Source organism: Nocardia sp. NPDC020380, from assembly GCF_044386975.1.
Classification (GTDB): Bacteria; Actinomycetota; Actinomycetes; order Mycobacteriales; family Mycobacteriaceae; genus Nocardia.
Map to the genome: position 1 here is coordinate 1 of NZ_JBIRVQ010000007.1, position 24,975 is coordinate 24,975.

23 protein-coding genes and 1 rRNA gene are annotated in these 24,975 nt (G+C 67.6%); 9 read left to right on the forward strand and 15 right to left on the reverse strand.

Annotated features, from left to right (window positions below; genetic code table 11):
- Positions 1–546, reverse strand: a 16S ribosomal RNA gene (locus ACH438_RS19725); the annotation flags it as partial.
- Between the two features lie 558 nt (positions 547–1,104).
- Between ACH438_RS19725 and ACH438_RS19730 the strand changes: the two genes are divergently transcribed.
- Together ACH438_RS19730 and ACH438_RS19735 are read left to right on the forward strand one after the other, a co-directional pair.
- Positions 1,105–1,275, forward strand: coding sequence for a hypothetical protein (locus ACH438_RS19730; RefSeq protein WP_397007162.1), 171 nt, complete (start codon positions 1,105–1,107; stop codon positions 1,273–1,275).
- Between the two features lie 56 nt (positions 1,276–1,331).
- The gene (locus ACH438_RS19735) at positions 1,332–3,092 is read left to right on the forward strand and encodes an ArnT family glycosyltransferase (protein WP_397007164.1); all 1,761 of its coding nucleotides are present in this window, start codon (positions 1,332–1,334) and stop codon (positions 3,090–3,092) included.
- An 8-nt stretch (positions 3,093–3,100) separates the two neighbouring features.
- On the opposite strand, the gene ACH438_RS19740 is transcribed toward ACH438_RS19735, so the two are convergent.
- Positions 3,101–4,048, reverse strand: coding sequence for an NAD-dependent epimerase/dehydratase family protein (locus tag ACH438_RS19740; RefSeq protein WP_397007166.1), 948 nt, complete (start codon positions 4,046–4,048; stop codon positions 3,101–3,103).
- Between the two features lie 147 nt (positions 4,049–4,195).
- On the opposite strand from ACH438_RS19740, the gene ACH438_RS19745 reads away from it, so the two are divergent.
- Positions 4,196–4,885, forward strand: a complete 690-nt coding sequence (locus ACH438_RS19745; RefSeq protein WP_397007168.1) for a TetR/AcrR family transcriptional regulator — start codon at positions 4,196–4,198, stop codon at positions 4,883–4,885.
- Positions 4,886–4,888: 3 nt separating this feature from the next.
- On the opposite strand, the gene ACH438_RS19750 is transcribed toward ACH438_RS19745, so the two are convergent.
- The 11 genes from ACH438_RS19750 to ACH438_RS19800 all read right to left on the reverse strand — a co-directional run bounded on the left by ACH438_RS19750 (position 4,889) and on the right by ACH438_RS19800 (position 15,338).
- The gene (locus ACH438_RS19750; RefSeq protein ID WP_397007170.1) at positions 4,889–5,275 is read right to left on the reverse strand and encodes a hypothetical protein; all 387 of its coding nucleotides are present in this window, start codon (positions 5,273–5,275) and stop codon (positions 4,889–4,891) included.
- Between the two features lie 191 nt (positions 5,276–5,466).
- Entirely contained in the window at positions 5,467–7,089 is a 1,623-nt protein-coding gene (gene groL, locus ACH438_RS19755) for a chaperonin GroEL (protein WP_397007172.1), read from the reverse strand.
- A 424-nt stretch (positions 7,090–7,513) separates the two neighbouring features.
- A complete protein-coding gene (locus ACH438_RS19760; protein ID WP_397007174.1) occupies positions 7,514–7,819 on the reverse strand; it encodes a hypothetical protein in 306 nt (101 codons plus the stop codon).
- A 53-nt stretch (positions 7,820–7,872) separates the two neighbouring features.
- Positions 7,873–8,634, reverse strand: coding sequence for a Clp protease N-terminal domain-containing protein (locus ACH438_RS19765; RefSeq protein WP_397007176.1), 762 nt, complete (start codon positions 8,632–8,634; stop codon positions 7,873–7,875).
- Between the two features lie 100 nt (positions 8,635–8,734).
- A complete protein-coding gene (locus tag ACH438_RS19770) occupies positions 8,735–9,835 on the reverse strand; it encodes an NAD(P)/FAD-dependent oxidoreductase (RefSeq protein WP_397007178.1) in 1,101 nt (366 codons plus the stop codon).
- Positions 9,836–9,940: 105 nt separating this feature from the next.
- A complete protein-coding gene (locus tag ACH438_RS19775) occupies positions 9,941–10,846 on the reverse strand; it encodes an RNA polymerase sigma-70 factor (RefSeq protein ID WP_397007180.1) in 906 nt (301 codons plus the stop codon).
- 98 nt (positions 10,847–10,944) lie between these two features.
- Entirely contained in the window at positions 10,945–11,412 is a 468-nt protein-coding gene (locus ACH438_RS19780) for a hypothetical protein (protein ID WP_397007182.1), read from the reverse strand.
- A gap of 106 nt (positions 11,413–11,518) precedes the next feature.
- The gene (locus ACH438_RS19785; RefSeq protein WP_397007184.1) at positions 11,519–11,869 is read right to left on the reverse strand and encodes a UBP-type zinc finger domain-containing protein; all 351 of its coding nucleotides are present in this window, start codon (positions 11,867–11,869) and stop codon (positions 11,519–11,521) included.
- A complete protein-coding gene (locus tag ACH438_RS19790; RefSeq protein WP_397007186.1) occupies positions 11,869–13,344 on the reverse strand; it encodes an ATP-binding protein in 1,476 nt (491 codons plus the stop codon). Before ACH438_RS19790 ends, ACH438_RS19785 begins: the two co-directional genes overlap by 1 nt.
- 11 nt (positions 13,345–13,355) lie before the next feature.
- Positions 13,356–15,029: an FAD-dependent oxidoreductase gene (locus ACH438_RS19795; RefSeq protein ID WP_397007188.1), complete on the reverse strand. Its 1,674-nt coding sequence runs from the start codon at positions 15,027–15,029 to the stop codon at positions 13,356–13,358.
- Positions 15,030–15,143: 114 nt separating this feature from the next.
- Positions 15,144–15,338: a hypothetical protein gene (locus tag ACH438_RS19800; protein WP_397007190.1), complete on the reverse strand. Its 195-nt coding sequence runs from the start codon at positions 15,336–15,338 to the stop codon at positions 15,144–15,146.
- Positions 15,339–15,524: 186 nt separating this feature from the next.
- Between ACH438_RS19800 and ACH438_RS19805 the strand changes: the two genes are divergently transcribed.
- Together ACH438_RS19805 and ACH438_RS19810 are read left to right on the forward strand one after the other, a co-directional pair.
- A complete protein-coding gene (locus tag ACH438_RS19805; protein ID WP_397007192.1) occupies positions 15,525–15,977 on the forward strand; it encodes an SRPBCC family protein in 453 nt (150 codons plus the stop codon).
- A gap of 17 nt (positions 15,978–15,994) precedes the next feature.
- Positions 15,995–16,690, forward strand: coding sequence for an SIMPL domain-containing protein (locus ACH438_RS19810; RefSeq protein ID WP_397007194.1), 696 nt, complete (start codon positions 15,995–15,997; stop codon positions 16,688–16,690).
- Positions 16,691–16,752: 62 nt separating this feature from the next.
- Here the strand turns inward: ACH438_RS19810 and ACH438_RS19815 are convergent, their stop codons facing one another.
- Complete coding sequence (locus tag ACH438_RS19815; RefSeq protein WP_397007196.1) at positions 16,753–17,781, reverse strand: beta-ketoacyl-ACP synthase III; 1,029 nt, start codon at positions 17,779–17,781, stop codon at positions 16,753–16,755.
- Between the two features lie 262 nt (positions 17,782–18,043).
- Between ACH438_RS19815 and ACH438_RS19820 the strand changes: the two genes are divergently transcribed.
- From ACH438_RS19820 to ACH438_RS19835, 4 genes are all read left to right on the forward strand, one after another.
- Positions 18,044–18,760 carry a phosphatidylserine decarboxylase gene (locus ACH438_RS19820; protein ID WP_397008176.1) on the forward strand — a complete coding sequence of 239 codons (717 nt, stop codon included), beginning with the start codon at positions 18,044–18,046 and terminating at the stop codon, positions 18,758–18,760.
- Complete coding sequence (gene pssA, locus ACH438_RS19825) at positions 18,760–19,671, forward strand: CDP-diacylglycerol--serine O-phosphatidyltransferase (protein ID WP_397007198.1); 912 nt, start codon at positions 18,760–18,762, stop codon at positions 19,669–19,671. Before ACH438_RS19820 ends, pssA begins: the two co-directional genes overlap by 1 nt.
- Positions 19,672–19,727: 56 nt before the next feature.
- A complete protein-coding gene (locus tag ACH438_RS19830) occupies positions 19,728–21,998 on the forward strand; it encodes an AAA family ATPase (protein WP_397007200.1) in 2,271 nt (756 codons plus the stop codon).
- A gap of 192 nt (positions 21,999–22,190) precedes the next feature.
- Entirely contained in the window at positions 22,191–23,534 is a 1,344-nt protein-coding gene (locus tag ACH438_RS19835) for a hypothetical protein (RefSeq protein WP_397007202.1), read from the forward strand.
- Between the two features lie 16 nt (positions 23,535–23,550).
- On the opposite strand, the gene ACH438_RS19840 is transcribed toward ACH438_RS19835, so the two are convergent.
- Positions 23,551–24,846 carry a DUF5933 domain-containing protein gene (locus tag ACH438_RS19840; protein ID WP_397007204.1) on the reverse strand — a complete coding sequence of 432 codons (1,296 nt, stop codon included), beginning with the start codon at positions 24,844–24,846 and terminating at the stop codon, positions 23,551–23,553.
- Positions 24,847–24,975 lie beyond the last annotated feature (129 nt).

Genomic DNA, 24,975 nt, shown 5'->3' on the forward strand with positions numbered 1-24,975 from the left:
TTTACGCCCAGTAATTCCGGACAACGCTCGCACCCTACGTATTACCGCGGCTGCTGGCACGTAGTTAGCCGGTGCTTCTTCTACAGGTACCGTCAGTTTCCCTTCGTCCCTGTCGAAAGAGGTTTACAACCCGAAGGCCGTCATCCCTCACGCGGCGTCGCTGCATCAGGCTTCCGCCCATTGTGCAATATTCCCCACTGCTGCCTCCCGTAGGAGTCTGGGCCGTGTCTCAGTCCCAGTGTGGCCGATCACCCTCTCAGGCCGGCTACCCGTCGTCGCCTTGGTAGGCCGTTACCCCACCAACAAGCTGATAGGCCGCGGGCCCATCTCGCACCGATAAATCTTTCCACCACACACCATGCAGTGCGTGGTCATATCCGGTATTAGACCCAGTTTCCCAGGCTTATCCCAGAGTGCGAGGCAGATCACCCACGTGTTACTCACCCGTTCGCCGCTCGTGTACCCCGAAGGGCCTTACCGCTCGACTTGCATGTGTTAAGCACGCCGCCAGCGTTCGTCCTGAGCCAGGATCAAACTCTCCGTTGAAGACTCTCAATCCCATCCTTACGGATGTAATTGGAAGAATTAACCAGAGTCCGAAAACCTTGGCAAAATCAAACGCCAGCAAAAGTATTTGCTGACTTAAATGTCCGACCCTCACACGGGGGGTGAGGAATCGGAACCAAATAAAATATTTGGCACTGACATTCATCGACACACTATTGAGTTCTCAAAGAACACACGCACAAACAATCTCCCGGGCGCTTGTCCCGTTCGATCGTGAGGCAACTTTTACAGCTTAGACCAGCCGTCACAGCGGAACCAAATCCGCTGGTCAAGTGGAACTAGTGTGATCATCAGGCGCTCCTCGTCCAACCTCGTTTCCCAGGCCCTTGGGGCTCCGGGTCGGTGTCCGTGTCGCTCTGACCTGGAATAAGTTACGTGTCGCCGCGAACCAATGTCAAATCGGCTGGTCAGCGGTCTAATTGGGGGGTGTACGTCTGCGAAGGGTCGATAACGAGTGCAGTCGTCGGCGAGTTCGCAGAGCGACTTCCCGGCCATAAAGAAACCGACTGGCGTGTCAGTTGGTTGCCCGGGCGACTCGTGACCAAAGAACAAGCCATTGCCGCCATCGAACTCGTCGAACTTCTCTACGACCCGACCCGCTCGGACGACGCCGACACCCGGGCGGTCGTCGCCGCCACCGCGGCCCGGCTCGGCATCCGGCCCATCGACGCCGCCATCACTCTCTCCGAACGACACCCGCACCCCTGACCCCGCCGGGCGGAATTCCTTTGACAGCACCCGCGCCCGCAGCCCAGATTGAGGCGGTGACACAGCCCACCCGGGCACGACTCGCACTCTTCGGGATCGCCGCACTCGCGGGAGTCCTCTATGCGTGGGGCATCGCGAGCCAGGTCCCGCACCTCTACTACTCCGCCGCCGTGCGCTCCATGTCGATGAGCTGGCACAACGCCTTCTTCGCCGCCTTCGACCCCGACGCCACCATCAGCATCGACAAACTGCCCGGCGCGTTCTGGGTACAGGCGCTGTCGGTGCGGATCTTCGGACCGCACGTGTGGGCGTTCATCCTGCCGCAGGTCATCGAGGGTGTGCTGACCGTGCTGGTGCTGTACCGGGCGGTTCGCAGACTGTCGGGTCCGGGCGCGGGCCTGATTGCCGCCGCGGTGGCGGCGGTGGCGCCCGCGACCGTCGCGCTGAACCGGGGCAATATCTCGGACACGCTGCTCGTCCTACTGCTGGTGCTGGCCGCCGATCAGGCGGCGGCAGTCATACAGACCGGTCGCAACCGGCACCTGCTGTACTCCGGACTCTGGATAGGGCTCGCCTTCCAGGCCAAGATGGTGCAGGCCTGGTTCATCGTGCCGGCCGTCGCGGCGGCGGTACTCCTCGCGACGCCACGAAACCTGTTGCGGCAACGCATCATCGGCACCCTCGGCTTCGGAGCCATCACCGCTGCCGTGTCACTGAGCTGGATGACCATCGTCAGCCTGCTTCCCGCCGGACATCGGCCCTATGTCGACGGCAGCCGGGACAACTCACTCTTCGCGCAGGTCTTCGTCTACAACGCGGCCAGCCGGACCAATAACGGATTCAGCGTCGGCGCGGCCAATTTCGCCACCGGCTCCAGCGGACCCGGCTACCGGACCTCACTCGTACTCGGACCCGACAATCACTTCGACCATCTCCTCGGCGGCGGTGGCGGGCGCGAGGCCGGGTGGCTCGTCCCCCTCGCACTGCTCTGCCTCGCCGCCCGGGCCTGGACCGCCCGCCGGCGCCCGCGCACCGATCCCTGCACCGCCGCGCTCACGCTGTGGGGTGGATGGCTGATCATCCACATGGTCGTCTTCCTGGCCATCGGCACGGTCAACCCGTACTACCTCGCGGTGCTCACCCCTGCCATCGCGGCGCTGATCGGTATGGGCGCCATGGCATTCCGGAATTCCACCGATCGACGCGTGCGCCTCGGCGGCACCATCGCCGTCGCGGCCACGGCCGTTTACGGCTGGTGGCTGCTCACCCCCGCACCGGGGTGGGTGCGCATTACCGCCGTCGTCCTCACCGTCGTGGCCGGACTGCTCGCAGTGCTGTCCCGGGGCCTCCCCGCCCTCGCACCGCTGCTCGCCACGGCCCTCATCGCACCGGCGGCGGCCGCCCTGTCACTCGTCGCCGACGGGTACGGGCCGCTCGACATGCCCTTCGAATCCGCGCAGACCCGGCAGGTCACCCAGGTTTTCATGCGCGAGGCGCTCACCTCGGCCGGGCAATTACACGCACAACTCGCGAAAATGCCGAGCCACCCGCGATATCCGCTGGTCACCTATACCTCGGTGCTCGCCGGACCGTTCATCCTCGACAACGGGCAACAGGTGCCCAGCATCGGCGGATTCACCGGCATGGCGCCCGTACCCACCACCGCCGACATCGCCCGGCTGATCGAGTCCGGGCAGGTCGGGATCGTCCTGGCCACCCCGGCCGACGACGAGCGCCTCACCTGGATCCAGCAGCACTGCCGCAAGCTGCCCAACGACGATTCATCCATCTCCGTCTACGACTGCAGCCGCCGCTGACACCCGGCTCACTGCCGAACCGCCGGGAGGGATACGGCGCCGCGAAGGGCGGCAATGGTTTCGCGGAGGGACTCCTCGAGCGGTGTCGGCGCGAGGTCGAAGCGGGCCGTTGCGGCGGACGCGTCCAGGACGAACGGGCGGTTGAACTGGTACTGCATCTCCCGCATTTCACGCGCATCCGGGGAGAAGACACCGGCCATCCACAGAAAGACGGCGGGCATGCGCGCGATCCTGACCGGCGGCGCCTCGGCCACGGTGGCGGCGAGATCGGCGAGGCCGCGCACCGATACCGGCGGAGCGGAAGGGACGTGCCACGGTGTGCCCCAAGCGGATTCGTCCTCCGTCACGGCGACCAGCAGGCGCGCGACATCGGCGGTGGCCGTCCAGGAGTGCGGTGCGTCGAGGTCGGCGGGGAACAGCACGCGCTTGCCCGCCAGGATCGCGGGGAGCAGCAGGACCGTGGCCGCCGAAGTGACATGCGCGCCGAGGTAATCCGAACCGCGCACCTCGGCCGTGCGGAGGCGGCCCGACCGGTGTCCGGCCAGCTGCTCCGCCCACATGTCCGCACGGACCCGGCCCTTCACCGAATTCGGGCGCAGTGGCCGGGATTCGGTGACCGGGCCGTCGAATTCGCCGTAGCCGTACAGATTTCCGACGGTGACCAGCACCGCGCCCGATCGTTCGGCGGCGGTCAGCACCGACCGGTGCAACTGCGGGAACTCCTGCGGCCAGCGATGGTAGGGCGGTTGCGCGCACTGGTACACGGCCGTCGCCGCCATACAGTGCGTGACCAGCGACGACGCATCGGTGGCGTCGGCGGTGACACGTTCGATGCGGGGGTGTTCCGGGCCGGAACCGCTGCGGGTCACCAGGCGAACCTGATCGCCTCGCGCGGCGAGTAGCAGGGCGGTGGCGCTGCCCACCGGGCCTGCTCCGATGACGACGTGCAGGGACATGGGGTCCTCGATCCTGTCGGACGTTTCCGAGAACACTGTTCTCGGCCTGATCCGAGCGTAGGAGTGCACAGCGTTTCCCGTCAAGAACAGTGTTCTCTCAGTCATCCACTGTTCTCCGAAAGGTTTCCCGTTCTCTACACTCCGGGTATGTCCGCCGCATCCCTGCGCGCCCGCGTCCGCACCGAAATGATCGAAGAAATCAAGGCCACCGCCCGCCGCCGGCTGGCCACCGACGGCGCCGGACTCTCACTGCGCGGCGTCGCCCGCGACATGGGCATCGTCGCCTCGGCGCTCTACCGCTACTTCCCCAGCCGCGACGACCTGCTCACCGCGCTCATCCTGGAGAGCTACGAATCACTCGGCGCCGCCGCCACCCGCGCCGCCGCAACCGGCAACGACGACCGCTGGCAATGGCTCGCCGTCTGCCACGCGGTCCGTGACTGGGCCCTCACCAACCCCGCCGAATACGGACTGCTCTACGGCAGCCCGATCCCCGGCTACGACGCGCCACACGACACCATCGCCCCCGCCGCCACCGTGGTCCTGCTGCTCTCCGACATCGCCGGCGCGGCGCACTACGCGGGCCGGCTGCAGCCCGCACCCCTGGCCACACCACTGCCCGCACCCGTACGCGCGGATCTGCGGGTGCTCATCGCGCAACGCGACTCGGACCTGCCCGAAGAAGTGCTGGATCGCGTATTCCTCGGCTGGACACAGCTTTTCGGACTCATCACCTTCGAGATCTTCGGACGCCTCGAAGGCACCGTCACCGCGCGCGCCGAATACTTCGAGCACCAGATGAGTCTCATCGCCGACCTGATCGGCCTGCCCGCCTGACGATCAGGCGATGGGCTCGTCGGTGGAGCAGACCTTCCAGACGCCCTCCGAACGGGCGAGACGGAACCGGACCTGCTGCGGCGCAGGGGAATCCGCGCGGGACAGCACGGCTTCGATCGTCGCGGTATCGCCGTCCATCCGGGTGGCCGCGAAACCTTCCACACTGAGACGGGCGCGCCGGGGCGACTTCCCGCGGACCAGGGTCACCGCGACCAACGGGCCCAGCGTCTCCAATTCCTCGACCATGCAGCCACACTCACTGTTGCGGTGACGGGCGCGGTCGACCGCGTTCGCGGCGGCGACGTAATCGTGCACGGCCTGTTCGACAATCGGCGGGCGGCGGCGCACCGCAACCCCGGTGTGAGCATGCTTTCTACTGATCAACCTCATGGATGCATCCGCCCCTGCACTTGAGCAAATAACTGGCTACTCAAGAATTCTGAGGGGTGCCGGCGCGCGGGCGCAAACGGATGCGACCACCGTCACAACTCCGGCCGCAACAGCCCGGAGAATGGCCGAAGCCCCGGCCACCATCGGTGGCCGGGGCTTCGATTCTCGAAAAGGTTGCCGGAAGGCAGGACTCAGAAGTCCATGCCACCCATGCCACCGGTCGGGTCGCCCGCGGGGGCGGCCTTCTCCGGCTTGTCGGCGACGACAGCCTCGGTGGTGAGGAACAAGGCCGCGATGGAGGCCGCGTTCTGCAGGGCCGAGCGGGTGACCTTGACCGGGTCGGCAACGCCGGCGGCCAGCAGGTCGACGTACTCGCCCGAATCGGCGTTCAGGCCGTGGCCGGCGGGAAGGTTCGAGACCTTCTCGGCGACAACGCCCGGCTCCAGGCCGGCGTTGAACGCGATCTGCTTCAGCGGAGCCGACAGCGCGACGCGGACGATGTTCGCGCCGGTCGCCTCGTCACCGGTCAGGGACAGGGCGTCCAGGGCCGGAGCCGACTGCAGCAGAGCCACGCCACCACCGGCGACGATGCCCTCTTCGACGGCAGCCTTGGCGTTACGCACGGCATCCTCGATGCGGTGCTTGCGCTCCTTCAGCTCGACCTCGGTCGCGGCGCCGGCCTTGATGACCGCAACACCGCCGGCCAGCTTGGCCAGACGCTCCTGCAGCTTCTCACGGTCGTAATCCGAATCCGAGTTCTCGATCTCGGTACGGATCTGCGCGACACGGCCCTTGATGGCCTCCGGGTCGCCCGCGCCCTCGACGATGGTGGTCTCGTCCTTGGTGACGACGACCTTGCGGGCCTGGCCCAGCAGCTCCAGACCGGCGGTCTCCAGGGAGAGGCCGACCTCTTCGCTGATGACCTCGCCACCGGTCAGGATGGCGATATCGGCCAGCATGGCCTTGCGACGGTCACCGAAGCCCGGGGCCTTGACGGCGATGGACTTGAAGGTGCCACGGATCTTGTTCACGACCAGAGTCGAAAGCGCTTCGCCCTCAACGTCTTCCGCGATGATCAGCAGCGGCTTGCCGGCCTGGATGACCTTCTCCAGCAGCGGCAGCAGGTCCTTGACGGTGGAAATCTTGGAACCGACCAGCAGGATGTACGGATCCTCGAGGACCGCTTCCTGACGCTCCGGGTCGGTCACGAAGTAACCGGAGATGTAGCCCTTGTCGAAGCGCATGCCCTCGGTCAGCTCCAGCTGGAGACCGAAGGTGTTGCTCTCCTCGACGGTGATGACGCCTTCCTTGCCGACCTTGTCCATGGCCTCGGCAATGAGCTCACCGATGGACGAGTCGCCCGCGGAGATACCGGCGGTGGCAGCGATCTGCTCCTTGGTCTCCACCTCCTTGGCGGTGGCGAGGAGGGCGGTGGTGACAGCCTCGACGGCCTTCTCGATGCCGCGCTTCAGGCCCAGCGGGTTGGCGCCGGCGGCCACGTTGCGCAGGCCCTCGCGCACGAGCGCCTGGGCGAGCACGGTCGCGGTGGTGGTGCCGTCACCCGCGACGTCGTCGGTCTTCTTCGCAACTTCCTTGACGAGCTCCGCGCCGATCTTCTCGTACGGGTCCTCGAGCTCGATTTCCTTCGCGATGGAGACACCATCGTTGGTGATGGTGGGGGCGCCCCACTTCTTCTCCAGCACGACATTGCGGCCCTTGGGGCCAAGGGTCACCTTGACAGCGTCGGCGAGGCTGTTCAGGCCACGCTCGAGTCCGCGGCGAGCCTCTTCGTCGTACGCAATTGTCTTGGCCATTGCGTTGAGATCCTCCAGATCAGGGGATTGACATGATCTGGTCAGGTTCGGTGCCCGCGACGGACGACCGGTTGACCGGTCTCACCGTTCCGACCTAGCACTCAGGGGTCCGGAGTGCCAAACCCCTTTCTAGCACTCCCCACCAGCGAGTGCAAGGTTGGGGCCGTACCCCGAACCCCGGAAAAGCAGGGCGGGGGCCAAGCCCCCCGAAACCCCCTTGGGGCTGCGCCCGGCCCCCTTCGGCTGCAACCCGGGCTCCCCGGCTGCCACCCAGGCCCCTCGGCTTCCGCCAAGCTGGCGCGCCAGGTCTTCTTGCGGCTGCCACGTGCCCTTCACAGGGGCCGCGGTCCGCCGCCGATCTTGCATTCCGGCGACGAAGCTATGGCCGCGCGAGTCTTTCTCGGCGGCCGGGTAGGACGGGCTTCTATAAGCCGAAGCCGGCGCGGTCGTCGACGCGGAGCAGGAGGGCTATCAGGGCGTCGGTGCGGCGTTCCTCGGGGGTGCGTGGCTCGCCGTGTTCTATGTTGACGAGTTCGGCGTCCTGGAGGAGGAGTTCCGCTTCGATGCGCATGATGGCCCGGACGAACGGCGGCGCTACCTCGGGAGGCAGGTCGCCGTTCACTATGTAGCCGCCGTCCGGCGTGTCCTCGGTGGTGACATAACTCAGCGCGCGCAGCAGGTCAGTGCGCAGTTCCCCCGCTATTAGGTCGGAACCTTCGTCGTCCGCCATGCCGATATCGTATCGGGCGCTCGCTCCGGAACGCGGGAGCTGCGCGCGCAGAACTACTGCGGATCCGCAGATTCCGAGGTGGGGGCCGCTTTCTCGCCGACAATCGACGCGAGCAGGGCGGTCAGATCGGCCGACAACTCGTCCTTGTCGAGGCCCAGACCGGACAACACGCCGGTACCGGCCTCGAGATCCAGCAGGGCCAGCAGAATGTGCTCGGTGCCGATGTAGTTGTGACCGAGCCGCAACGCCTCACGGAAGGTCAGCTCAAGCGCCTTGCGGGACTGGCCGTCGAACGGGATGAGGGCGGGTACGGCCTCACCCGAGGCAGGCGGCAGGGCGTTCACGGCGACGCGGCGGACGGCCTCGTCGGAGACGCCCTTGGCGTTGATGAGCTTCACGGCCAGGGAATCCGGCTCGGCCAGCAGGCCGAGGATCAGGTGGTCGGGCGTGATCTCGAGATTGCCGACCTGCCGCGCCTCTTCCTGAGCGGACACCACCACATTGCGGGCACGCGGGGTGAAGCGGGCGAAGCCGTCCTTGGGATCCATGATCGCGGCTTCCAGATTGCTGGAGGACTTGGCGACGAAACGCTTCTGGGCGGCCTGCTTGGTGACGCCCATGCTCTGGCCGATCTCGGTCCAGGACGCGCCGGAACGGCGGGCCTGGTCGACGAAGTGGCCGATCAGGTGATCGGCCACCTCGCCCAGGTGGTTGGCGGCCACTACGGCGGCATTGAGCTGTTCAAGGACATCGTCGGGGAGGGCCTTCTTGATGCCGTCGATCAGATCATCGAGGCGGATATGCGGATTAGTCATATCGTCAACGATAGGTTGACCATGCCACGATGGTCAACCGTCAGTTGACGGAGATTCCCACTCCCGGGACCCTCAGGGGCAACCCCCTGAAACCCCCTGATCAGAGCTTGGCGACACGGCCGACGCCGCGGACTATCTGCTCCTTCACGAAGACTGCTGGACGGCCGGTGAGGACCAGGCGGGCCATGGAGTCGTCGGCGTGGACGTGCTGGATGACGGCGTCGCGGCGGCCGAGGCTGATGCACTGCAGGATGTACCAGCCCTTGTGCGGGGCGGGGGTCTTGCCGCGGAGGCGGGTGGCGACGGCTTTGCCGAGGTAGCCGCCGGCGGGCATGGCGGTGGCGCAGGCCATGCGGAGTTCGCGGCCGTCGGGGCCGTGCATGGCGGCGGCGTCGCCGACCGCGTAGATGTGCTCGTGGTCGAGGACGCGCAGGTCGGGGCCGACCAGCAGGCGGCCGTGCGCATCGACGGGGAGGTCCGAGCGGGCCGCCACCTCGGGCACCGCGAAACCTGCTGTCCAGAACACGATGTCGGCGGGGATGTGCTCGCCGCCGACCAGTTCGAGACCCGCGGCGGTCACCTCCGCGACCTTGACATCGGCGTGCACCTGTACGCCGAGCCGCTGCAGGGTGGCGCGAATGTGGTTGCACGCCTTGGCGGTCAGCCAGCTGCCCGGCTCGTTCGAACTCACCAGGATCACGTCCAGGTCCGGCCGGGATTCGGCGAGTTCGGCGGCGGTCTCGATACCGGTCGGGCCGCCGCCGACCACGGCGACCCGGCCGGCGAGGGCGGGCATGGCGGGCAGGTCCTCGGGAGTTGCCACGGCATGGGCGAATTCGGCCGCGCCCGGCACCGCACTGCGGTCGCCACGGCTGCCGAGCGCGTAGATCAAGGTGTCGTATTCGACGAAATCGGGTGTGGCCCCGGCGTTTGCGGCGGTCAGTTCGATGCGCCGGGCATCGGGGTCGATGCGGGTCGCGTAGGCGTTCACGAACTGGATTCCCTTGGGCTCCAGAGCGTTTCGCAGATCGACGCGCTCGACGGGCTGGCCCGCGATGACCTGGTGGAGGCGGACGCGGGAGAGGAATTCGGTGCGGGCGTCGATCACGGTGACCTGTGCGCCCTCGGCCTCGGCTGCTTCCTTGGCGGCCGAGAGTCCGGCGTATCCCGCGCCGAGGATGACGATGCGATGTGCGGTCATGAGAGTGGTCCTTCCAAGCTGTCCGACACCCTCTAGACCGGACAGCCCCGGAATCCCTGACAGCTCCGCGCTGTGTCCTGCGTCACTCGCCCTGGGAGGCGCGGTTCAGCCGGCGATCTCACCGGTGTGCGCCTGCTCGACGCGCCGGAAATACACCAGCTTGTCCGGGTTCACGACCACCTGGGCCGCCGCGATCGAATCGCCGATGAACTCGGCGAACACGACCCCGACCACCTGGCCGCCGGCCCGGGCCACCACCGCCGGTGCGCCGTTGACCTCCTCGATACCGAGCGCGAAACCCGGCAGATCGACGGTGCAGAGCTTGACGAGGTAATGCGCCACCCGGCCCAGGCCCACGATCGGACGCCGTGCCGCATTGAGCTTGCCGCCGCCGTCCGCGGTCGCCATGATGTCGGCGGTGAACATCGCCTCCAGGGAGGCCACATCACCGGATTGCGCGGCGTTCAGGAACTTTTCGAGCAGGGCGAACGAATGCGCGGGCGCCGGATCGAAGCGCGCGTGATCCTCCCGGACCCGCTGGCCGGCGCGGCGGTAGAGCTGTTGCGAGTTGGCCTCGGTGAACCCGAGCATGTCGGCGATCTCGCGGTGGGCGTAACCGAAGGCCTCGCGCAGCACGAAGACCGCGCGTTCGGCGGGGGTCAGGCGTTCCGACAGGGTCAGGAAGGCCATGGACACCATTTCGCGCTGTTCGGCGGATTCCAGCGGGCCGAGTTCGCCGCGGCCGGTGGGCACGGGCTCGGGTAGCCAAGGGCCGACGTAGGTTTCGCGGCGGGCGCGGGCCGATTCCAGCCAAGTGCGGCACAGGTTCACCAGGACGGTGGTCAACCAGGCTTCGGCGGAACGGATTTCGGTGCGGAGGGTGGCGTCCCAGCGCAGGTAGGTTTCCTGCACGGCGTCCTCGGCCTCGCTCGCCGAGCCCAGCATCCGGTAGGCGAGCGCGAACAGGCGCGGGCGGTGCCGCTCGAATTCCACCAGCCCGTCGGCGTCCATGGCCTCCACCCCGTCCTCGCGTCACATGATCGGCGCCATGTCACATAGTCGTTCAGCGACAATACGCCGGGCGCGAGGTGGGCGAAGGCGCGCCCGGGCTATTTCGCGGCGCCGATGGCCACGGCGACAGGGGTTTTCGCATAGTCGGCGACGGTGCAGGCGATCCGGGCAGTGCCGAGCGCCACATTCGGGCTGCCGTCGAACTTGGAACCGGGGTTGGCGGCGAGGATCTGGCCGATCACCTGTTTCTCGGTGTCCTCGGTCAGCTGCAGGAATTCGTGGCAGTTGGTCTGCGCACCGTTCGGGGCGGTGGTCTGCTGCGCCACCGACGCGGTGACGGGCGCGGCATTGGGCGGCGGTTCGATCACCGATGCGGCCGAGGTGGTGGCCGCGGCGGCGGTCGTGGGGATGACCGGAGCCGGGCTCGCCGCCGGGGCCGTTTTCGCCGTGATGGTCGAGGTGGCCTGCCGGACGCCGTCCGCCTGGGTGGATTTGCCCGACCCGCAGCCGGCGAGACTCAACACCATCGCGCCTGCCGCGAGGGCGACGATCGAAGAACGTTTCATACCCTGCTTCCCGAACTCTTTCCGCTACTGCAGGCGCGGGGCGGGCCCGGCGCTCGCAGCAGCGTACCCGGGCTCGCCGAGTCCCGGAAGAGATCGTTCGCAGAGGTCAGTGAACGTGCTGTTGCCAGTCGGCGGGCACCCGTTCCCGCGGTCCCGGCACCGTCTGGTTCAGCGGGTGATGCTGCGGCGGCGCCAGTTCCGGGCCCTCGTACATGCCCTCGTCCTGGAAGTTGTAGAACCAGTCCTCCCCCGGCTCGAAGCTCTGCACGAAGGGATGACCGGAGCTCTTGAAGTGCTTGGTGGCGTGCTGGGACGGGGAACTGTCACAACAGCCGACGTGCCCGCACTCGGCACACCGGCGCAGATGCACCCACCAGCCCTTGGCCGCTTCGCATTCCACGCAGCCGGTGCCGCTGGGCGCGACGCTCGGATCGATCCCGGGAATCTGCTCGGACATCAATTGCCTCCTGTATTCGATTGTGCTGCTTCGCCTTCGGCGACCTCCGGGCTCTCCAGCGGCAGGCGCACGATGAAACGCGTATTGCCGGGCTCGGATTCGACGCGGATATCGCCGTGATGCTTGTTCACCACGATGCGGAACGAGATGTCCAGGCCCAGGCCGGTACCCTCGCCGACCGGCTTGGTGGTGAAGAACGGCTCGAAGATGCGATTGCGGATCTCCGCGGGCACACCCGGGCCGGTGTCCCCGATCTCCACTGCCACGCACTCGTTCTCGCGGTAGGTGCGGATGGTGAGGACGCCGTGCCCGCCCATGGCGGAGACCGCATTGTCGATCAGGTTGGTCCACACCTGATTCAGTTCGGCCGCGAAGCAGGGCACCGGCGCCAGGCCGCGGTCGTACTCCTTGACCACCTCGATATCGTCGCCGATCTTGCGGGCCAGCATGACCAGCGTGCTGTCCAGCAGTTCGTGGATGTCCACCACCTGGAAGGGCGCGCGATCCATCTGCGAATACTGCTTGGCCGCGTTCACCAGCGAGGAGATGCGGTTGGTCGAGTCGGTGATCTCGTTCATCAGCAACTCGGTCTCGACCGTGTAGTTGAGCCAGCGGATGGCGCCCTCGAAAACATCGGGGCCGCAACCGGACAGGGTGCCGTGCACCTTCTCCATCCAGTCGATGTCGAAGCCCGCCTGCACGAAGTTGGGCGCCAGGTCCCAGCCGTTGTCGATGGCGTGATCGGTCAGCCAGTCGCCGATCTCGTCCTCGCGGTCGGCGGCCTCCATCGAGGTCAGGGTGGGGGCCTTGAGCACCTGCGCGGCGGCCTCCTCCTGCAGCTGGGCCAGCGCCTCCATGGTGTTGGAGTCGAACTTGCCGTGCGCCATCATCTTCAGCTTGTGCCGCATGCCCGCCACCCGATCCCGCAGCGAGGAGGTGGCGCGCACCGCGGCGGCGGCCGGATTGTTCAGCTCGTGGGTGAGGCCCGCCGAGAGCGAGCCCAGGGCAAGCAATCGCTCACGCTGGCCGAGGATCTCGTTGGTATTGCGGTTGCCGAAGAACAGGCCCTCCAGCAGGTGCAGGGCCATCGGGAACCATTCCTTCATCATCTTCGCGAAGGAATCGGCGTCCAGGACGAAGAACGTCGCCGGCGTGGTGACGGTCATGGATCCCGCGTAGTGCTGGTCGACCTTGTCGCCCATGTAGGCGGTCCAGGCGCCGGAGTAGGCGCCGCGGTGCGTGGTGCGCACCAGCTCGATCTGCTCGCCGCCCGAATTCTTGGTGAGCACCAGCTCACCGTCCATCAGCACGTAGAAGCAGGTGGCCGGGTCGCCCTCCGCGTAGACGGGACCGGGTTCGAACCGTTCCACCCGGCCGTCCTTGCAGAGCCACGCCAGCTGTTCGTCGTTCAGCTTCTCGAACAGGAACAGCGTGCGCAGTTCATCGGGATCACAGATCAATCGGGTATTGCCCATTCCGGCCACTCCTACTGTTTCGCCAGGTAGCGGTGTACGAGCATGACGGCCATGGCACCCTCGCCGACCGCCGACGCCACCCGCTTCGCGGATTCCGACCGCACGTCGCCCGCCACGAACACGCCGGGCACGCTGGTCTCCAAATGCTGTGGCGGCCGCGGCAATTCCCAGCCCGCCGGGCGCTCGCCGTCCACCATGAGGTCGGGTCCGGCGAGCACGAAACCCTTGTCGTCGCGGTGCACCTGACCGTCGAGCCAATCGGTTTCCGGTGCGGCGCCGATGAACAGGAACAACCGTTCCGTATCCACCTTTTCCTCGGCGCCGGTCTTGTTGTCACGCAGCACGATTCGCTCGAGGTGATCGTCGCCGTCGGCCGAGACCACCTCGGTACCGGTGTGCACCGTGATGTTCGGAATCTGCTCGATCTGCTGAATCAGGTAGTGCGACATGGACGCTTCCAGCGCGTCGCCACGCACCAGGATGTGCACCGAGCGCGCGTTCCTGGACAAGAAGACCGCCGCCTGACCAGCCGAGTTGGCGCCGCCCACGATGTAGATGTCGCGTTCGGCGCAATCGCTGGCCTCGGTCATGGCCGAGCCGTAGTAGACGCCGCGGCCGGTGTATTCGTCCACGCCCGGCGCCGGATGGTGCCGGTAGTTGACGCCGGTCGCGATGAGCACCGAATGCGCGGCGATGCTGCCGCCGTCGGCGAACTTCACCACGCGCGCCGAACCGCACTGCTCCAGCGCCACCACCTCGCGGGCGGTGATCAGTTCGGCCCCGAATTTCACGGCCTGCCGCCGCGCCCGATCCGCCAGCTGCGCGCCCGAGAGACCGTCCGGGAAGCCCAGATAGTTCTCGATGCGCGAACTCTGTCCCGCCTGTCCACCGGTCGCGGTGCGCTCGACGAGCACGGTGCGTAGTCCCTCGGACGCGCCGTAAACCGCCGCGCCCAGACCGGCCGGGCCGCCGCCGACCACGATGAGGTCGTAGAAGTCTTCCGCCGGTGCGGTATTCAGGCCCACGCTCACCGCGAGTTCCGCGTCGGTGGGCATGATCAGCACGTCACCGGTCGAGCTGATGATGACCGGGCACTGGTCCTCGTTCGCGCCGGCCGCGGTGAGCAGGCGGGCGCCCTCGGGCTCGTCGAACTGGTACCAGCGGTAGGGCAACTGGTTGCGCGCCAGGAATTCCCGCACCTCCGAGCAGCGCGCCGACCAGCGGTGACCCACCACCTTGGTCTCGGTGACCGGCTTGTGCGCGTCCCCGCGCCACGCCTCCAGCAGGGAGTCGACGACCGGGTACAGCTTCTCTTCCGGCGGATCCCACGGCTTGAGCAGGTAATGGTCGAGGTCGACCACATTGATGGCCTCGATGGCGGCATTGGTGTCCGCGTAGGCGGTCAGCAGCACGCGCCGCGCGTACGGGTGCAGGTCCATGGCCTGCTCCAGGAATTCGACGCCGTTCATACCGGGCATCCGGTAGTCGGCGATCAGGACCGCGACCGGCTGGCCGCGCAGTTTCATTTCTCGCAAAGCCTCGAGCGCGTCCGCCCCCGACTCCGCCCGCAAGATCCGGTAGTCCGCCCCGTACCGGCGGCGCAGGTCACGAACGACGGCACGGGAAACGCCCGGATCGTCGTCGACGCTGAGGATGGCCGGTTTGGCGGCAGCTGGTGAAGTCACCTAAGCAGTATGAAGTGGGTGGGCAACTCGGCGCATGATGCTACGGCGCGGAGGCCCGTAACCAGGGCAGTTGATCCACGAGCCGGCACTCGCCATGGGCATTCCTCCCGGCGCTCAAATTCGGTGATGCTGAACCAGGTCTAGCTCACTCGGGGTCAGCAGGCGTTCCAGCTTCTCTTCCAAGGCGCCGTTGGCCTTGCGGCGATACTTCCGGATATGCCCGGTGGGTGGCGGGGTTTCGCCGGACTGTGCGGCGGGGAGGAGCGGAACAGCTCTTGCCTTGCGATGCAGGAGCGAGCGCAGGTTCACGGCCGATCACCTCACGTTTCCCAATCAATCGGAAGTTGGTGGCGGTGTCTGTTGCTTCGTCTATCCCTTATTGTGCGCCGCTCATTACATTTGGCCCATCGACATCACCGGAATGTGATCTAGTTGATTTTCACCCCCCGGAACTAGGATTCCTCATAGAACACAGGTCCGAACCCGGAGGCAGCGTTGCCGAAACCCCTCGAAGCCAGCATCGATATCGCTGCGACACCCGAACAGGTCTGGGGCATCGTCTCCGATCTGAAACGTATCCCCGAGTTCAGTCCCGCCACGCTGCGGATGCAACCGCTCGGGCGGGTTCACACCGGCACCTGGACGGTCCACCTGAATCGCGCCCAGCACTACGTGTACCCGACCACCGGCCGCGTCGTGCGCTACGAGCCCAACCGGGCCATCGCCTTCCGGATCAACGAGAACCGGACCATCTGGAGCTACACCCTCGAACCGAACGCCGACGGCGGCACCCATGTGGTGCAACGCCGGGACATTCCGCGCGGAGTCAGCTGGTTCTCCCGCAAGGCCACCGACGCGGCACTCGGCGGGGAACAGCCGTTCGAGGCGGCATTGATCGCCGGAATGGAAGAGACTCTCCGCAATATCAAGGCCGCACTCGAACACTGAGCGCGTAGGTTCGGGCCATGGGACGACTGACAGGGATCTGTGCCGTGGCCGCCGGTGTCGCGCTGCTGCTGACCGGATGCGGCAGCTCCGACTCTTCCGGCGATCGGACCGTGACCGTGACCGGCACCGGGAAGGTGCAGGGCACACCGGATGTGCTCAATGCCGACCTCGGCACCGATGTGAACGCCGCCGACGTGTCGAGCGCGGTGGATCAGGCCAATAACAAGGCCAAGGCGATCAGTGACGCCATGGTCGCGGCGGGGGCGAAACAGGCGGACATCAAGACCAGCGACCTGTCTGTGCAGCCCACCTACGGGACCGATGGGCACAACATCACTGGTTATCGCGCAACCAATTCCATGCAGGTGGCCGTGCGGGATCTGCCGAAGGCGTCGGCGATCCTGTCGGCCGCGGTGCAGGCGGGCGGCAATGACACCCGGATCAACTCGGTGTCCTTCGCGTTGGAGGACAACACCAAGCTGCTGTCGGACGCCCGGGCACGTGCCTTCGACGATGCCAAGAGCCGCGCACAGCAGTACGCGGATCTCTCGAACCTGAAGTTGAAGTCGGTCAAGACGATCAGCGAAAACGGCAGCGACACAACCCCGCCCACCTTCCGGCAGAATGCCCCGGCTGCCGCGCCGAACATCAACCTCGAACCAGGCCAGCAGACGGTCACTTTCACTGTGACCGTCGCCTGGGATCTGGGTTAACTCTTGATCCCGCGCGCCGCCTGGAGGCGGCGCGCGGAGGCGAGAAACTGAAGGGCTGGAACTTATTTCCAGTTGGGCAGGGTGACGCACTGGGCGGCGTAGGACAGGCCCGCGCCGAAGGCGATGAGCAGTGCCGTGCCACCGGGTTTGGCGTCACCCTTGCGCATCATGGCCTCCATGGCCAGGGGGATCGACGCGGCGGAGGTATTGCCGGTCTCCTCGATGTCATTGGCGAGGGCGCAACTCTCGGGGAGTTTGAGCACCCGCGCCATGATGTCGATGATGCGGCCGTTGGCCTGGTGCGGCACCATGGCGTCGAGATCCTCGGGAGTGAGGCCGGCGCGGTCGATGGCGTCGCGGCACACCGTCTCCAGAGAGTGTGCGGCCCAGCGGAATACGGCCGTGCCCTCCATGGCGAGGTAGGGGCGGACGGCGTCGAGGCCCTGCTCCTCGATCTCGGCGAAGAACTGCATCCAGTCCTTGTCCTGGCGGATGGCGTGATGCTGGGTGCCGTCGGAACCCCAGACGGTGGGCCCGATTCCGGGTTCCTCGGCGGGGCCGACCACCACCGCGCCCGCACCGTCCGCGAACAGGAAGGCGGTGCCGCGGTCCTTCGGGTTGATGGTGTCGGTGAGGCGTTCGACGCCGATGACCAGGATATGCCCGGCGGTGCCGCCCTTCACCAGGTCGGAGGCCAGCGCGACGGCGTGGCAGAAGCCCGCGCAGCCGGCCGAGATATCGAAGGCCGCAACGTTTTTCAGGCCCAGTTCGGTGGCGATCTGGGGTGCGGCGGCGGGCGTGAGCAGCAGCCAGGTGGAGGTGGCGACGATGACGCAGTCGATCGCGCCGGTTTCGATCTCGGCGGCTTCGATGGCATCGCGCGCGGCGGCCGCGCTCATGCTGATGATGGTTTCCCGCGGCGAGGCGAAGCGCCGGGTGCGGATGCCGGACCGGGTGCGGATCCATTCGTCGCTGGAATCGATCGCCCCCGCGACCTCATCATTGGTGACGACTCGTTCCGGGCGGTACACGCCGAGCCCGAGCATTGCCGTGTGCTCTGCCCCAGTGATCGAGGCAAGTCGAGCAGCCATGGTTCTTCTCCTATGTACTGCGCGTCGAACGTGACCTTCATCGGGTTCCTCACCCCCCACGGACCGAGCACGCCGCAGACATGAGGCTCCCTCATATTAATCGAGATACGGCGTCGTCCGAGTGCTTATGGTCACAATCGGACCGGCCTGCCAGACGGATCACCGCCGCTTCCGGTCACCGAGAGCGCGAGCCCCGCGCCGCATTCCCGTATCGTGTGATCGCGGTCCTGACCGCACTTACCCGCGCATGAAAGAGGAGCTTGTGGCCCGCCGTCCCACCCCGCCCGGCACCCCCGAACGCACCGGCCTCGGCCATGTGGCCGACCTGGTCCGCAAAGCCGTTCCTCCGCTGCATCCGGCCGGACTGCCGTTCGTCGCGGCGCCGTTGACCGTTGCCGCGCTCGGCATCCGGCACAAATGGGTACGCCGCGCGGGTCTGCTCGCAGCCGCGGCCACCGCGACCTTCTTCCGGCATCCGCATCGGGTGCCGCCGAACCGCGCCGGTGTCGTGGTCGCCCCCGCGGACGGCGAGGTGGCGCTGGTCGATACCGCGGTGCCGCCGGCCGAGCTGGCGCTGGGCGATCAGCCGCTGCCGCGCGTGAGCATCTTCCTGAGCGTGCTGGACGTGCACGTGCAGCGCACGCCGGTCTCGGGTCTGGTCAACGAGATCGTCTACAAGAAGGGCGAATTCCTCTCGGCCGACCTACCCGAGGCGAGCGACGCGAACGAACGCAACAGCATGGTCATCGAGACCGAGACCGGCCGCCGCATCGTGGTGGTGCAGATCGCCGGTCTGCTGGCGCGCCGGATCGTGTGCGAGGCCAAGGTCGGCGACAAGCTGACCATCGGAGACACCTACGGCCTCATCCGATTCGGATCGCGGGTCGACACCTACTTCCCCGTGGGCACCAAGCTGCTGGTCGCGCCGGGACAGCGCACCATCGGCGCGGAAACGGTGCTGGCCGAACTGGATTCGTGATGGAGCAACTCGCGCACGCGGAGTCCGATCGCCGCCGTAACCGCACCATCCGGCTGCTGCCGAGCATGGTGACCATCCTGGGTCTCTGCTCCGGATTGTCGTCGGTCAAGTTCGCCATGGAGGGCACGCTCGGAGTTTCGCTGGCGCTGATCGCCGCGGCCGCCGTCTTCGACATGCTGGACGGCCGCATCGCCCGCATGCTGGACGCCACCACCAAGATGGGCGCGGAACTGGATTCACTGTCCGACGCCATCGCCTTCGGCGTCGCGCCCGCGCTGGTGCTCTACGTGACCTTCCTGCACTCCGACAGCGTGGGCTGGATCCTGGCGCTCATGTTCGCGGTGTGCATGGTGTTGCGGCTGGCCCGCTTCAACACCCTCATGGACAACGACAACACGCCGGATTGGCAGCGTGAGTACTTCGTCGGTGTCCCGGCGCCCGCGGGCGCGCTGATCGTGCTGCTACCCATCGCGCTGTCCGAGCAGTTCCACGACGGCTGGTGGGTGAGCTTCCCCGCGGTCGCCACCTGGACCGTGCTGACCGGGCTGCTGTGCGTGAGCACCCTGCCGACGCTGGCGGTCAAGTCGGTGTCGGTGGCCCCGCGCACCGCGCCGATCCTGCTGGTGCTGGTCGGCCTGGCCGCCGCGCTGCTGGTCACCTACCCGCTGATCCTGATGATCGCCCTGGTGGCGCTGTACCTGATCCACATCCCGTTCGCCGTGCATTCAGCCCGCTGGGTGGCCGCGCGGCCGGAGACCTGGAACCACAAGCCCGCCGAACGCCGCGCACAGCGGCGAGCGCAGCGCCGCCAGCGGCCGCCGCTGGCCCGGGTCCCGCGGGTCTCCACCGCTCGCCTGCGGCTGCGGCGTCCGGGCTCGCGTGATCGCTATATCGAGAACATCAAGCGCTAGGCCCATTTCGTGAGCGTCCCGGTCGTAGACCGGGCGGTCCGGGCAGAATTGACTGCGTGCCGGAACTCGCGCTGACCGCGCAACGCAATACCTCGTCCGCTGACGCCCGCTGGGGGCTGGTGCGGTTGCATCCGAAGGCGCTGGCCGCGCTCGGGTTGCAACCGGGGGACGGGGTCACGCTCATCGGCACGCGCCGGACGGCGGCGGTGGTGGCGGCCTTCACGCCCGCGCATCGGGTGGGGGCCGCGGCCGATCCCACCAAGGTGGCATTGCTGGACGAGGTGACGCTCGGGAACGCGCGGGTGCGCGAGGGCTCGGAGGTGCGTATCGAGCCGGCCGTCGAGGCTCCGGCGCAACGCATTTCGCTCACCGGATCCGCGCTGGCCACCACCCACATTCCGGAAGCCACGCTGCGGCAGGCACTGCTCGGGAAGGTGGTCACCGCCGGGGACACGGTGACCTTGCTGCCGCGGGATCTGCGGCCGAACGAACCGTGGTCGGTGATCAGCCCGTCGGTGGCGCGGAAGGCCTTGTCGGGACTGGGGATCGCGTGGACGTCGGAGGTGCTCACGGTGACGGGCACGCACCCGAACGGACCCGTGACGATTCTGCCCAGTACTTCGGTGGTGTGGGATACGGGCGCGGCCCTGTCGGACATCCCGCAGTCGCAGTTCGAGCAGACCGCACCCGCGGGGCCGGCCCTGCAGGAGCGGCCGATGTCACCCGCTCCGATGACGGCGGTGGCGGTGGCGGATCTGGCCGGGGTACAGGCACAGGCCGCGAAGCTCACCGAGTGGCTGAACCTCGCACTGGACGAGCCGGAACTACTGAAAACCCTTGGCGCGACGTCACAATTGGGTGTGCTGGTCACCGGCCCGGCGGGAGTCGGGAAGGCGACGCTGGTGCGGGCGGTGGCCGGGCAGCGGCGCCTCGTGGAGCTGGACGGTCCCTCGACGGGCGCGCGCGAGGCCGGGGCCCGGCTGAACGAGGTGCACCGGGTGGTGGGCGAGATCTGTTCGGGCGCGGGCGGAATCCTGCTGATCACCGATGTCGACGCCCTGCTGCCCGCCGAGGCGGAGCCGGTGGCGACGATGATCCTGGATCAATTGCGGGCGGCGGTGGCCAGTCCCGCGGTGGCGATGATCGCGACCACGTCGAATGCGGTGGGTGTGGATCCGCGGCTGCGCGGACCGGATCTGTGCGATCGCGAGGTATCGCTGCCGCTGCCGACGGGACGGGTGCGCGCCGCGCTGCTGGAGCAGTTGCTGCGGAAGGCTCCGGCGGACGAGCTGAAACTGGACGAGATCGGCGCGCGGACACCGGGATTCGTGGTGTCGGATCTGGCGGCGCTGGTGCGGGAGGCGGCGCTGCGGGCGGCCGCGCGAGCCAGCCGGGAGCACAGCGAACCGAAGCTGCGGCAGCAGGATCTGGCCGGGGCGCTGGAAGTGATTCGGCCACTGTCGCGTTCGGGGTCGGCGGAGCTGGCCGTCGGGAATCTGAGCCTGGATGATGTCGGCGATATGACCGAGACCAAGCAGGCGCTGACCGAAGCGGTGCTGTGGCCGCTGCAGCATCCGGATTCGTTCGCGCGACTGGGTATCGAACCGCCGCGCGGCGTGCTGTTGTACGGGCCGCCCGGATGCGGGAAGACGTTCCTGGTGCGCGCGCTGGCGGGTTCGGGGCAGTTGAGCGTGCACGCCGTGAAGGGCGCGGAGCTCATGGACAAGTGGGTGGGCTCGTCGGAGCGGGCGGTGCGGGAATTGTTCCAGCGCGCACGCGATTCCGCGCCGTCGCTGATCTTCCTGGACGAGGTGGACGCGCTGGCGCCGCGGCGCGGGCAGTCGAGTGATTCGGGAGTGTCGGATCGGGTGGTGGCGGCGCTGCTGACCGAGCTGGACGGGGTGGAGCCGCTGCGGGATGTGGTGGTGGTCGGGGCGACCAACCGGCCGGAATTGATCGACCCGGCCCTGACCCGTCCCGGCCGTCTGGAGCGGATGGTCTTCGTTCCGCCGCCCGATGCGGCCGCGCGGGCCGAAATCCTGCGCACGGCAGCGAAATCCGTGCCGCTGGCCAAGGACGTGAACCTGCGCAAGCTGGCGCAGGGCCTGGACGGGTATTCGGCCGCCGACTGTTCGGCGCTGTTGCGCGAGGCGGCGCTGGCCGCCATGCGCCGGGATGTGGACGCCGCCGATGTGACCGCGGCGGATGTCGCGGCCGCGCGGGCGGCGGTCCGGCCGTCGCTGGATCCGATGCAGGTGGAGTCGCTGCGGCTGTATGCGGAGCAGCGGGTGCCGGGCCCGGCGGGCACGGCCGAGGGCTATGTCTGACCCGGGGATAAGAACGCAACGACTGATTTCGCGGGGCTCCGGGTAACTCCCCGGGGACGCCCAAAATCGGTTCGGCACCCGGCCGCCAGGCGCCTGGCCAGCGCAGACGGCACTTTGCCGGGCGCTTAAGTTTCGGGGAGGCGGCAGAGTGTCGGACTGGTCGGTCGGGCTTCCGCCGGTATTTTCACCCAGGTGAAGTCGTATCAGATCGCCGCCGAGACGATCACGGCTCTGGTCACAGCCACGGTTGCTGGACTGGCGCTGGCCTTGCCGATCGACTTCGGCTGGACCTCACAGACTTCCGCCCTGCAACTCGACCTGCTCGCCTACAGCCTGCCCCGCGCGGTGGCCGCCGGCGTCATCATCGCCATGATCGTGGCGGTGCTGATCACCACGCTGGCCAGTACCGTCGCGGCCTGGGGCACCACCCTGGGCGGCCTGCTGGTGCTGCTGATCAATCACCTGTTCGGGCATGCGGCGGATCCGGCGTCCTCGCTGTCCACCATGAACTTCATCGACTCCTTCGCGGGCGGGGTCATTCTGGGCGCGCTGGGCGCGGCCGTGCTGCATCACAAGCTGTCCGCCTATGCCTGGACGCTCGGCGTGCTGATCAGCCTGCTGCTGGGTTCGGTGAACCCGCTGCCGCACGTGGGTGGCGGCACCCTGGACGAGACGCTGCCGGACCATTGGCAGGCCACCGATATGCCACCCCTGTGGATGATCGAGGTCTCCCTGGTGCTGGTGGTGGCCGGACTGCTGTGGAATCGCAATCGCCCGCCCGCGGATCGGCCCTCGATCGAACTGCCCATGGCGCCGATCCTGGCGGGCGTGGTGCTGGTGCTGGTGACGCTGGCCAGTGCGGAATGGCTGGCGCGGCACGGGGACTCGCTGGCCGGGATCGTGCTCGCGGTGACCAGCGCGGTGGTGACCGCGTTCATCGCGGCCATGCTGCTGCCGGGCCGGGACGGCGAACTCGTGCTGACGACCGTGGCCGTGAGTTCGGTGGGCGCGGCCACCCTGGCGGTGGCCTTGCCGGCCTGGGCGATTCCGGTTTCGGTGGCCATCGCCGCGGTAGGCATGTGGTACGGCAGCAAACGGCATGCGCCTGTCGCGTGTCTGGCACTGCTGATCGTGCTCGACCTGGTCACCGCCTTCACCTCGGATACCTCGCGGGCCTGGATCATCGTGGGCAGTACGGCGGTGCTGGCCTGGCTCTACGGTTTCGGGCTCACCGCGGCGCGGACACGCTATGTGCCGAGCCGGGTGCTGGGCAGCATGGTGGTGTTCGTGCCGTCCGCGGTGCTGGGCATGCGTGACTACGTGGCGCGCGGGCATTACGCGCTGCAGACCTCGAACCATTCGGTGGTGTGCACGGTGGCCACCGAGGCGACTTCCTCGCCCGCGTGGACCGCGCTGCTGGTCACGGCGGGCTGTATGGGCGGAATTCTGGTGCTGCGCAGGAACCGTCCGCTGCAGGATCCGGCGGAATCAGCCGACAGCGGCGAATCCCCGCGCGGCGAAGGCCTTTCCGGCTGAGGATCGACCCGAGGGCTCAGACGCGGGCCGGAAGCTCTGCCGCGGCCGGCACGGGCACCTGCGCGAACCAGGTGCGATAGAACGCCGTGACGAACGCGGCCAGCAGGCCGAGCACGATGAATCCGGCGGGCAGCGGGTGCGCGGCGTAGAAGTCCGAGGCGTATCGGTACGACAGCAGCAGCGAGCCGAACAGCACGGCCCCCGCGCCGACCAGCCGGATGCGGGCCGGATCCCAGCCGCGTTCGGGCGCCCGCAGCGCGGATTCGATGGTCAGGCACAGCACCGCGCCCGCGACCAGGTCGGCGCCGTAGTGGTAGCCGAAGCCGAGGGTGGCGGACAGGGTGGCGAGCAGCCAGAACGCGCCGCCCCAGCGCAGCCAGCGGGGTGCGGGATTGCCCGCGGTGTCACGCCGGGAGTGGATGAAGATCGACAGCGCCCACGCGGTGTGCAGCGACGGCATGCAGTTGCGCGGCGTGTAGTGGTCGAACGGCATGGCGCCCGGATGGAGATCCACCGGCGGCACGATGTTCGGCCAGTAGTCGCCGAGCGAGAAGGCGCCGCCGTCGTGGCCGAACGCGAACATGGGCCCGACGACCGGGAACACGATGTAGAAGATGGGCCCGATCAGGCCGATGGTGAGGAAGGTGCGGACCAGGTAGTGCCGTGGCCACTCCCCCGTCTTGACCACGTTCCGCAGCTGCCAGATGGTCACGATCATGGCGCCCATGGGTAGCTCGATGTAGACCCAGTGCAGGACGGCGGAGGGCGCCGAGCCGAGCCAGGCGAGCAGCTGGCCCAGCATCCAGGAGGGGTCGCCGAGGGCGTGGTCGACGAGCACGATGTGCTGGTCGAGGACCTTGGGCCCGGCGAGCACGGTGATGCCGAGCCAGACGTCGGCGATCTTGCTGGAAAGCACCAGCAGAATGCCCAGTGCCGCAGCGTGAATCGCATTGCCGCGGTCCTTGCCGTCCCATTTCCAGGCGGCCAGCACGATCAGCCCGGTGAGCACGATGACCGGGCCGTTGCCCATGGCCAGCGGTCCGCCGTCGAGGGATCGGAAGGCCTGATAGATCAGGTCGATGCCGAGTGCGGCGCCGGCGGCGAGGAAGCGTCGCCGCCAGGACAGCCCGATGAGGGCGAGCCCGAGTCCGGCCCACGGCACGGTGAAGGATTTGGGGGTGCCCGTGTAGTCGGCCCAGAGGCTTTCCAGCGGGCCGGTGAAGTGGTGGCGCGCGGCGACGAGCTGCAGTGCGATGAGTACGACCGCACCGGCGGACAGCACGGCGGTGGTCCGGACGCGCGTCGACGACATCGGACTCCGGCGTGCCCCACCTACGCCGGAACGCGGATCGTCGAGCAACACCCAGCCATAGTAAACGCAGCATGAACGCCAACCGGGTGGGCAGTTGAACGAGACCCCCGTCACCGTGTGAACAGGTGC

Bases quoted from the DNA above. Each gene is read 5' to 3' on its own strand.
- ACH438_RS19740 (WP_397007166.1), bottom strand. From the start codon at position 4,048: ATGTCCCTGCACGTCGTCATCGGAGCAGGCCCGGTGGGCAGCGCCACC.
- ACH438_RS19745 (WP_397007168.1), top strand. From the start codon at position 4,196: ATGTCCGCCGCATCCCTGCGCGCCCGCGTCCGCACCGAAATGATCGAA.
- ACH438_RS19750 (WP_397007170.1), bottom strand. From the start codon at position 5,275: ATGAGGTTGATCAGTAGAAAGCATGCTCACACCGGGGTTGCGGTGCGC.
- groL (WP_397007172.1), bottom strand. From the start codon at position 7,089: ATGGCCAAGACAATTGCGTACGACGAAGAGGCTCGCCGCGGACTCGAG.
- ACH438_RS19760 (WP_397007174.1), bottom strand. From the start codon at position 7,819: ATGGCGGACGACGAAGGTTCCGACCTAATAGCGGGGGAACTGCGCACT.
- ACH438_RS19765 (WP_397007176.1), bottom strand. From the start codon at position 8,634: ATGACTAATCCGCATATCCGCCTCGATGATCTGATCGACGGCATCAAG.
- ACH438_RS19770 (WP_397007178.1), bottom strand. From the start codon at position 9,835: ATGACCGCACATCGCATCGTCATCCTCGGCGCGGGATACGCCGGACTC.
- ACH438_RS19775 (WP_397007180.1), bottom strand. From the start codon at position 10,846: ATGGACGCCGACGGGCTGGTGGAATTCGAGCGGCACCGCCCGCGCCTG.
- ACH438_RS19780 (WP_397007182.1), bottom strand. From the start codon at position 11,412: ATGAAACGTTCTTCGATCGTCGCCCTCGCGGCAGGCGCGATGGTGTTG.
- ACH438_RS19785 (WP_397007184.1), bottom strand. From the start codon at position 11,869: ATGTCCGAGCAGATTCCCGGGATCGATCCGAGCGTCGCGCCCAGCGGC.
- ACH438_RS19790 (WP_397007186.1), bottom strand. From the start codon at position 13,344: ATGGGCAATACCCGATTGATCTGTGATCCCGATGAACTGCGCACGCTG.
- ACH438_RS19810 (WP_397007194.1), top strand. From the start codon at position 15,995: ATGGGACGACTGACAGGGATCTGTGCCGTGGCCGCCGGTGTCGCGCTG.
- ACH438_RS19815 (WP_397007196.1), bottom strand. From the start codon at position 17,781: ATGGCTGCTCGACTTGCCTCGATCACTGGGGCAGAGCACACGGCAATG.
- pssA (WP_397007198.1), top strand. From the start codon at position 18,760: ATGGAGCAACTCGCGCACGCGGAGTCCGATCGCCGCCGTAACCGCACC.
- ACH438_RS19840 (WP_397007204.1), bottom strand. From the start codon at position 24,846: ATGTCGTCGACGCGCGTCCGGACCACCGCCGTGCTGTCCGCCGGTGCG.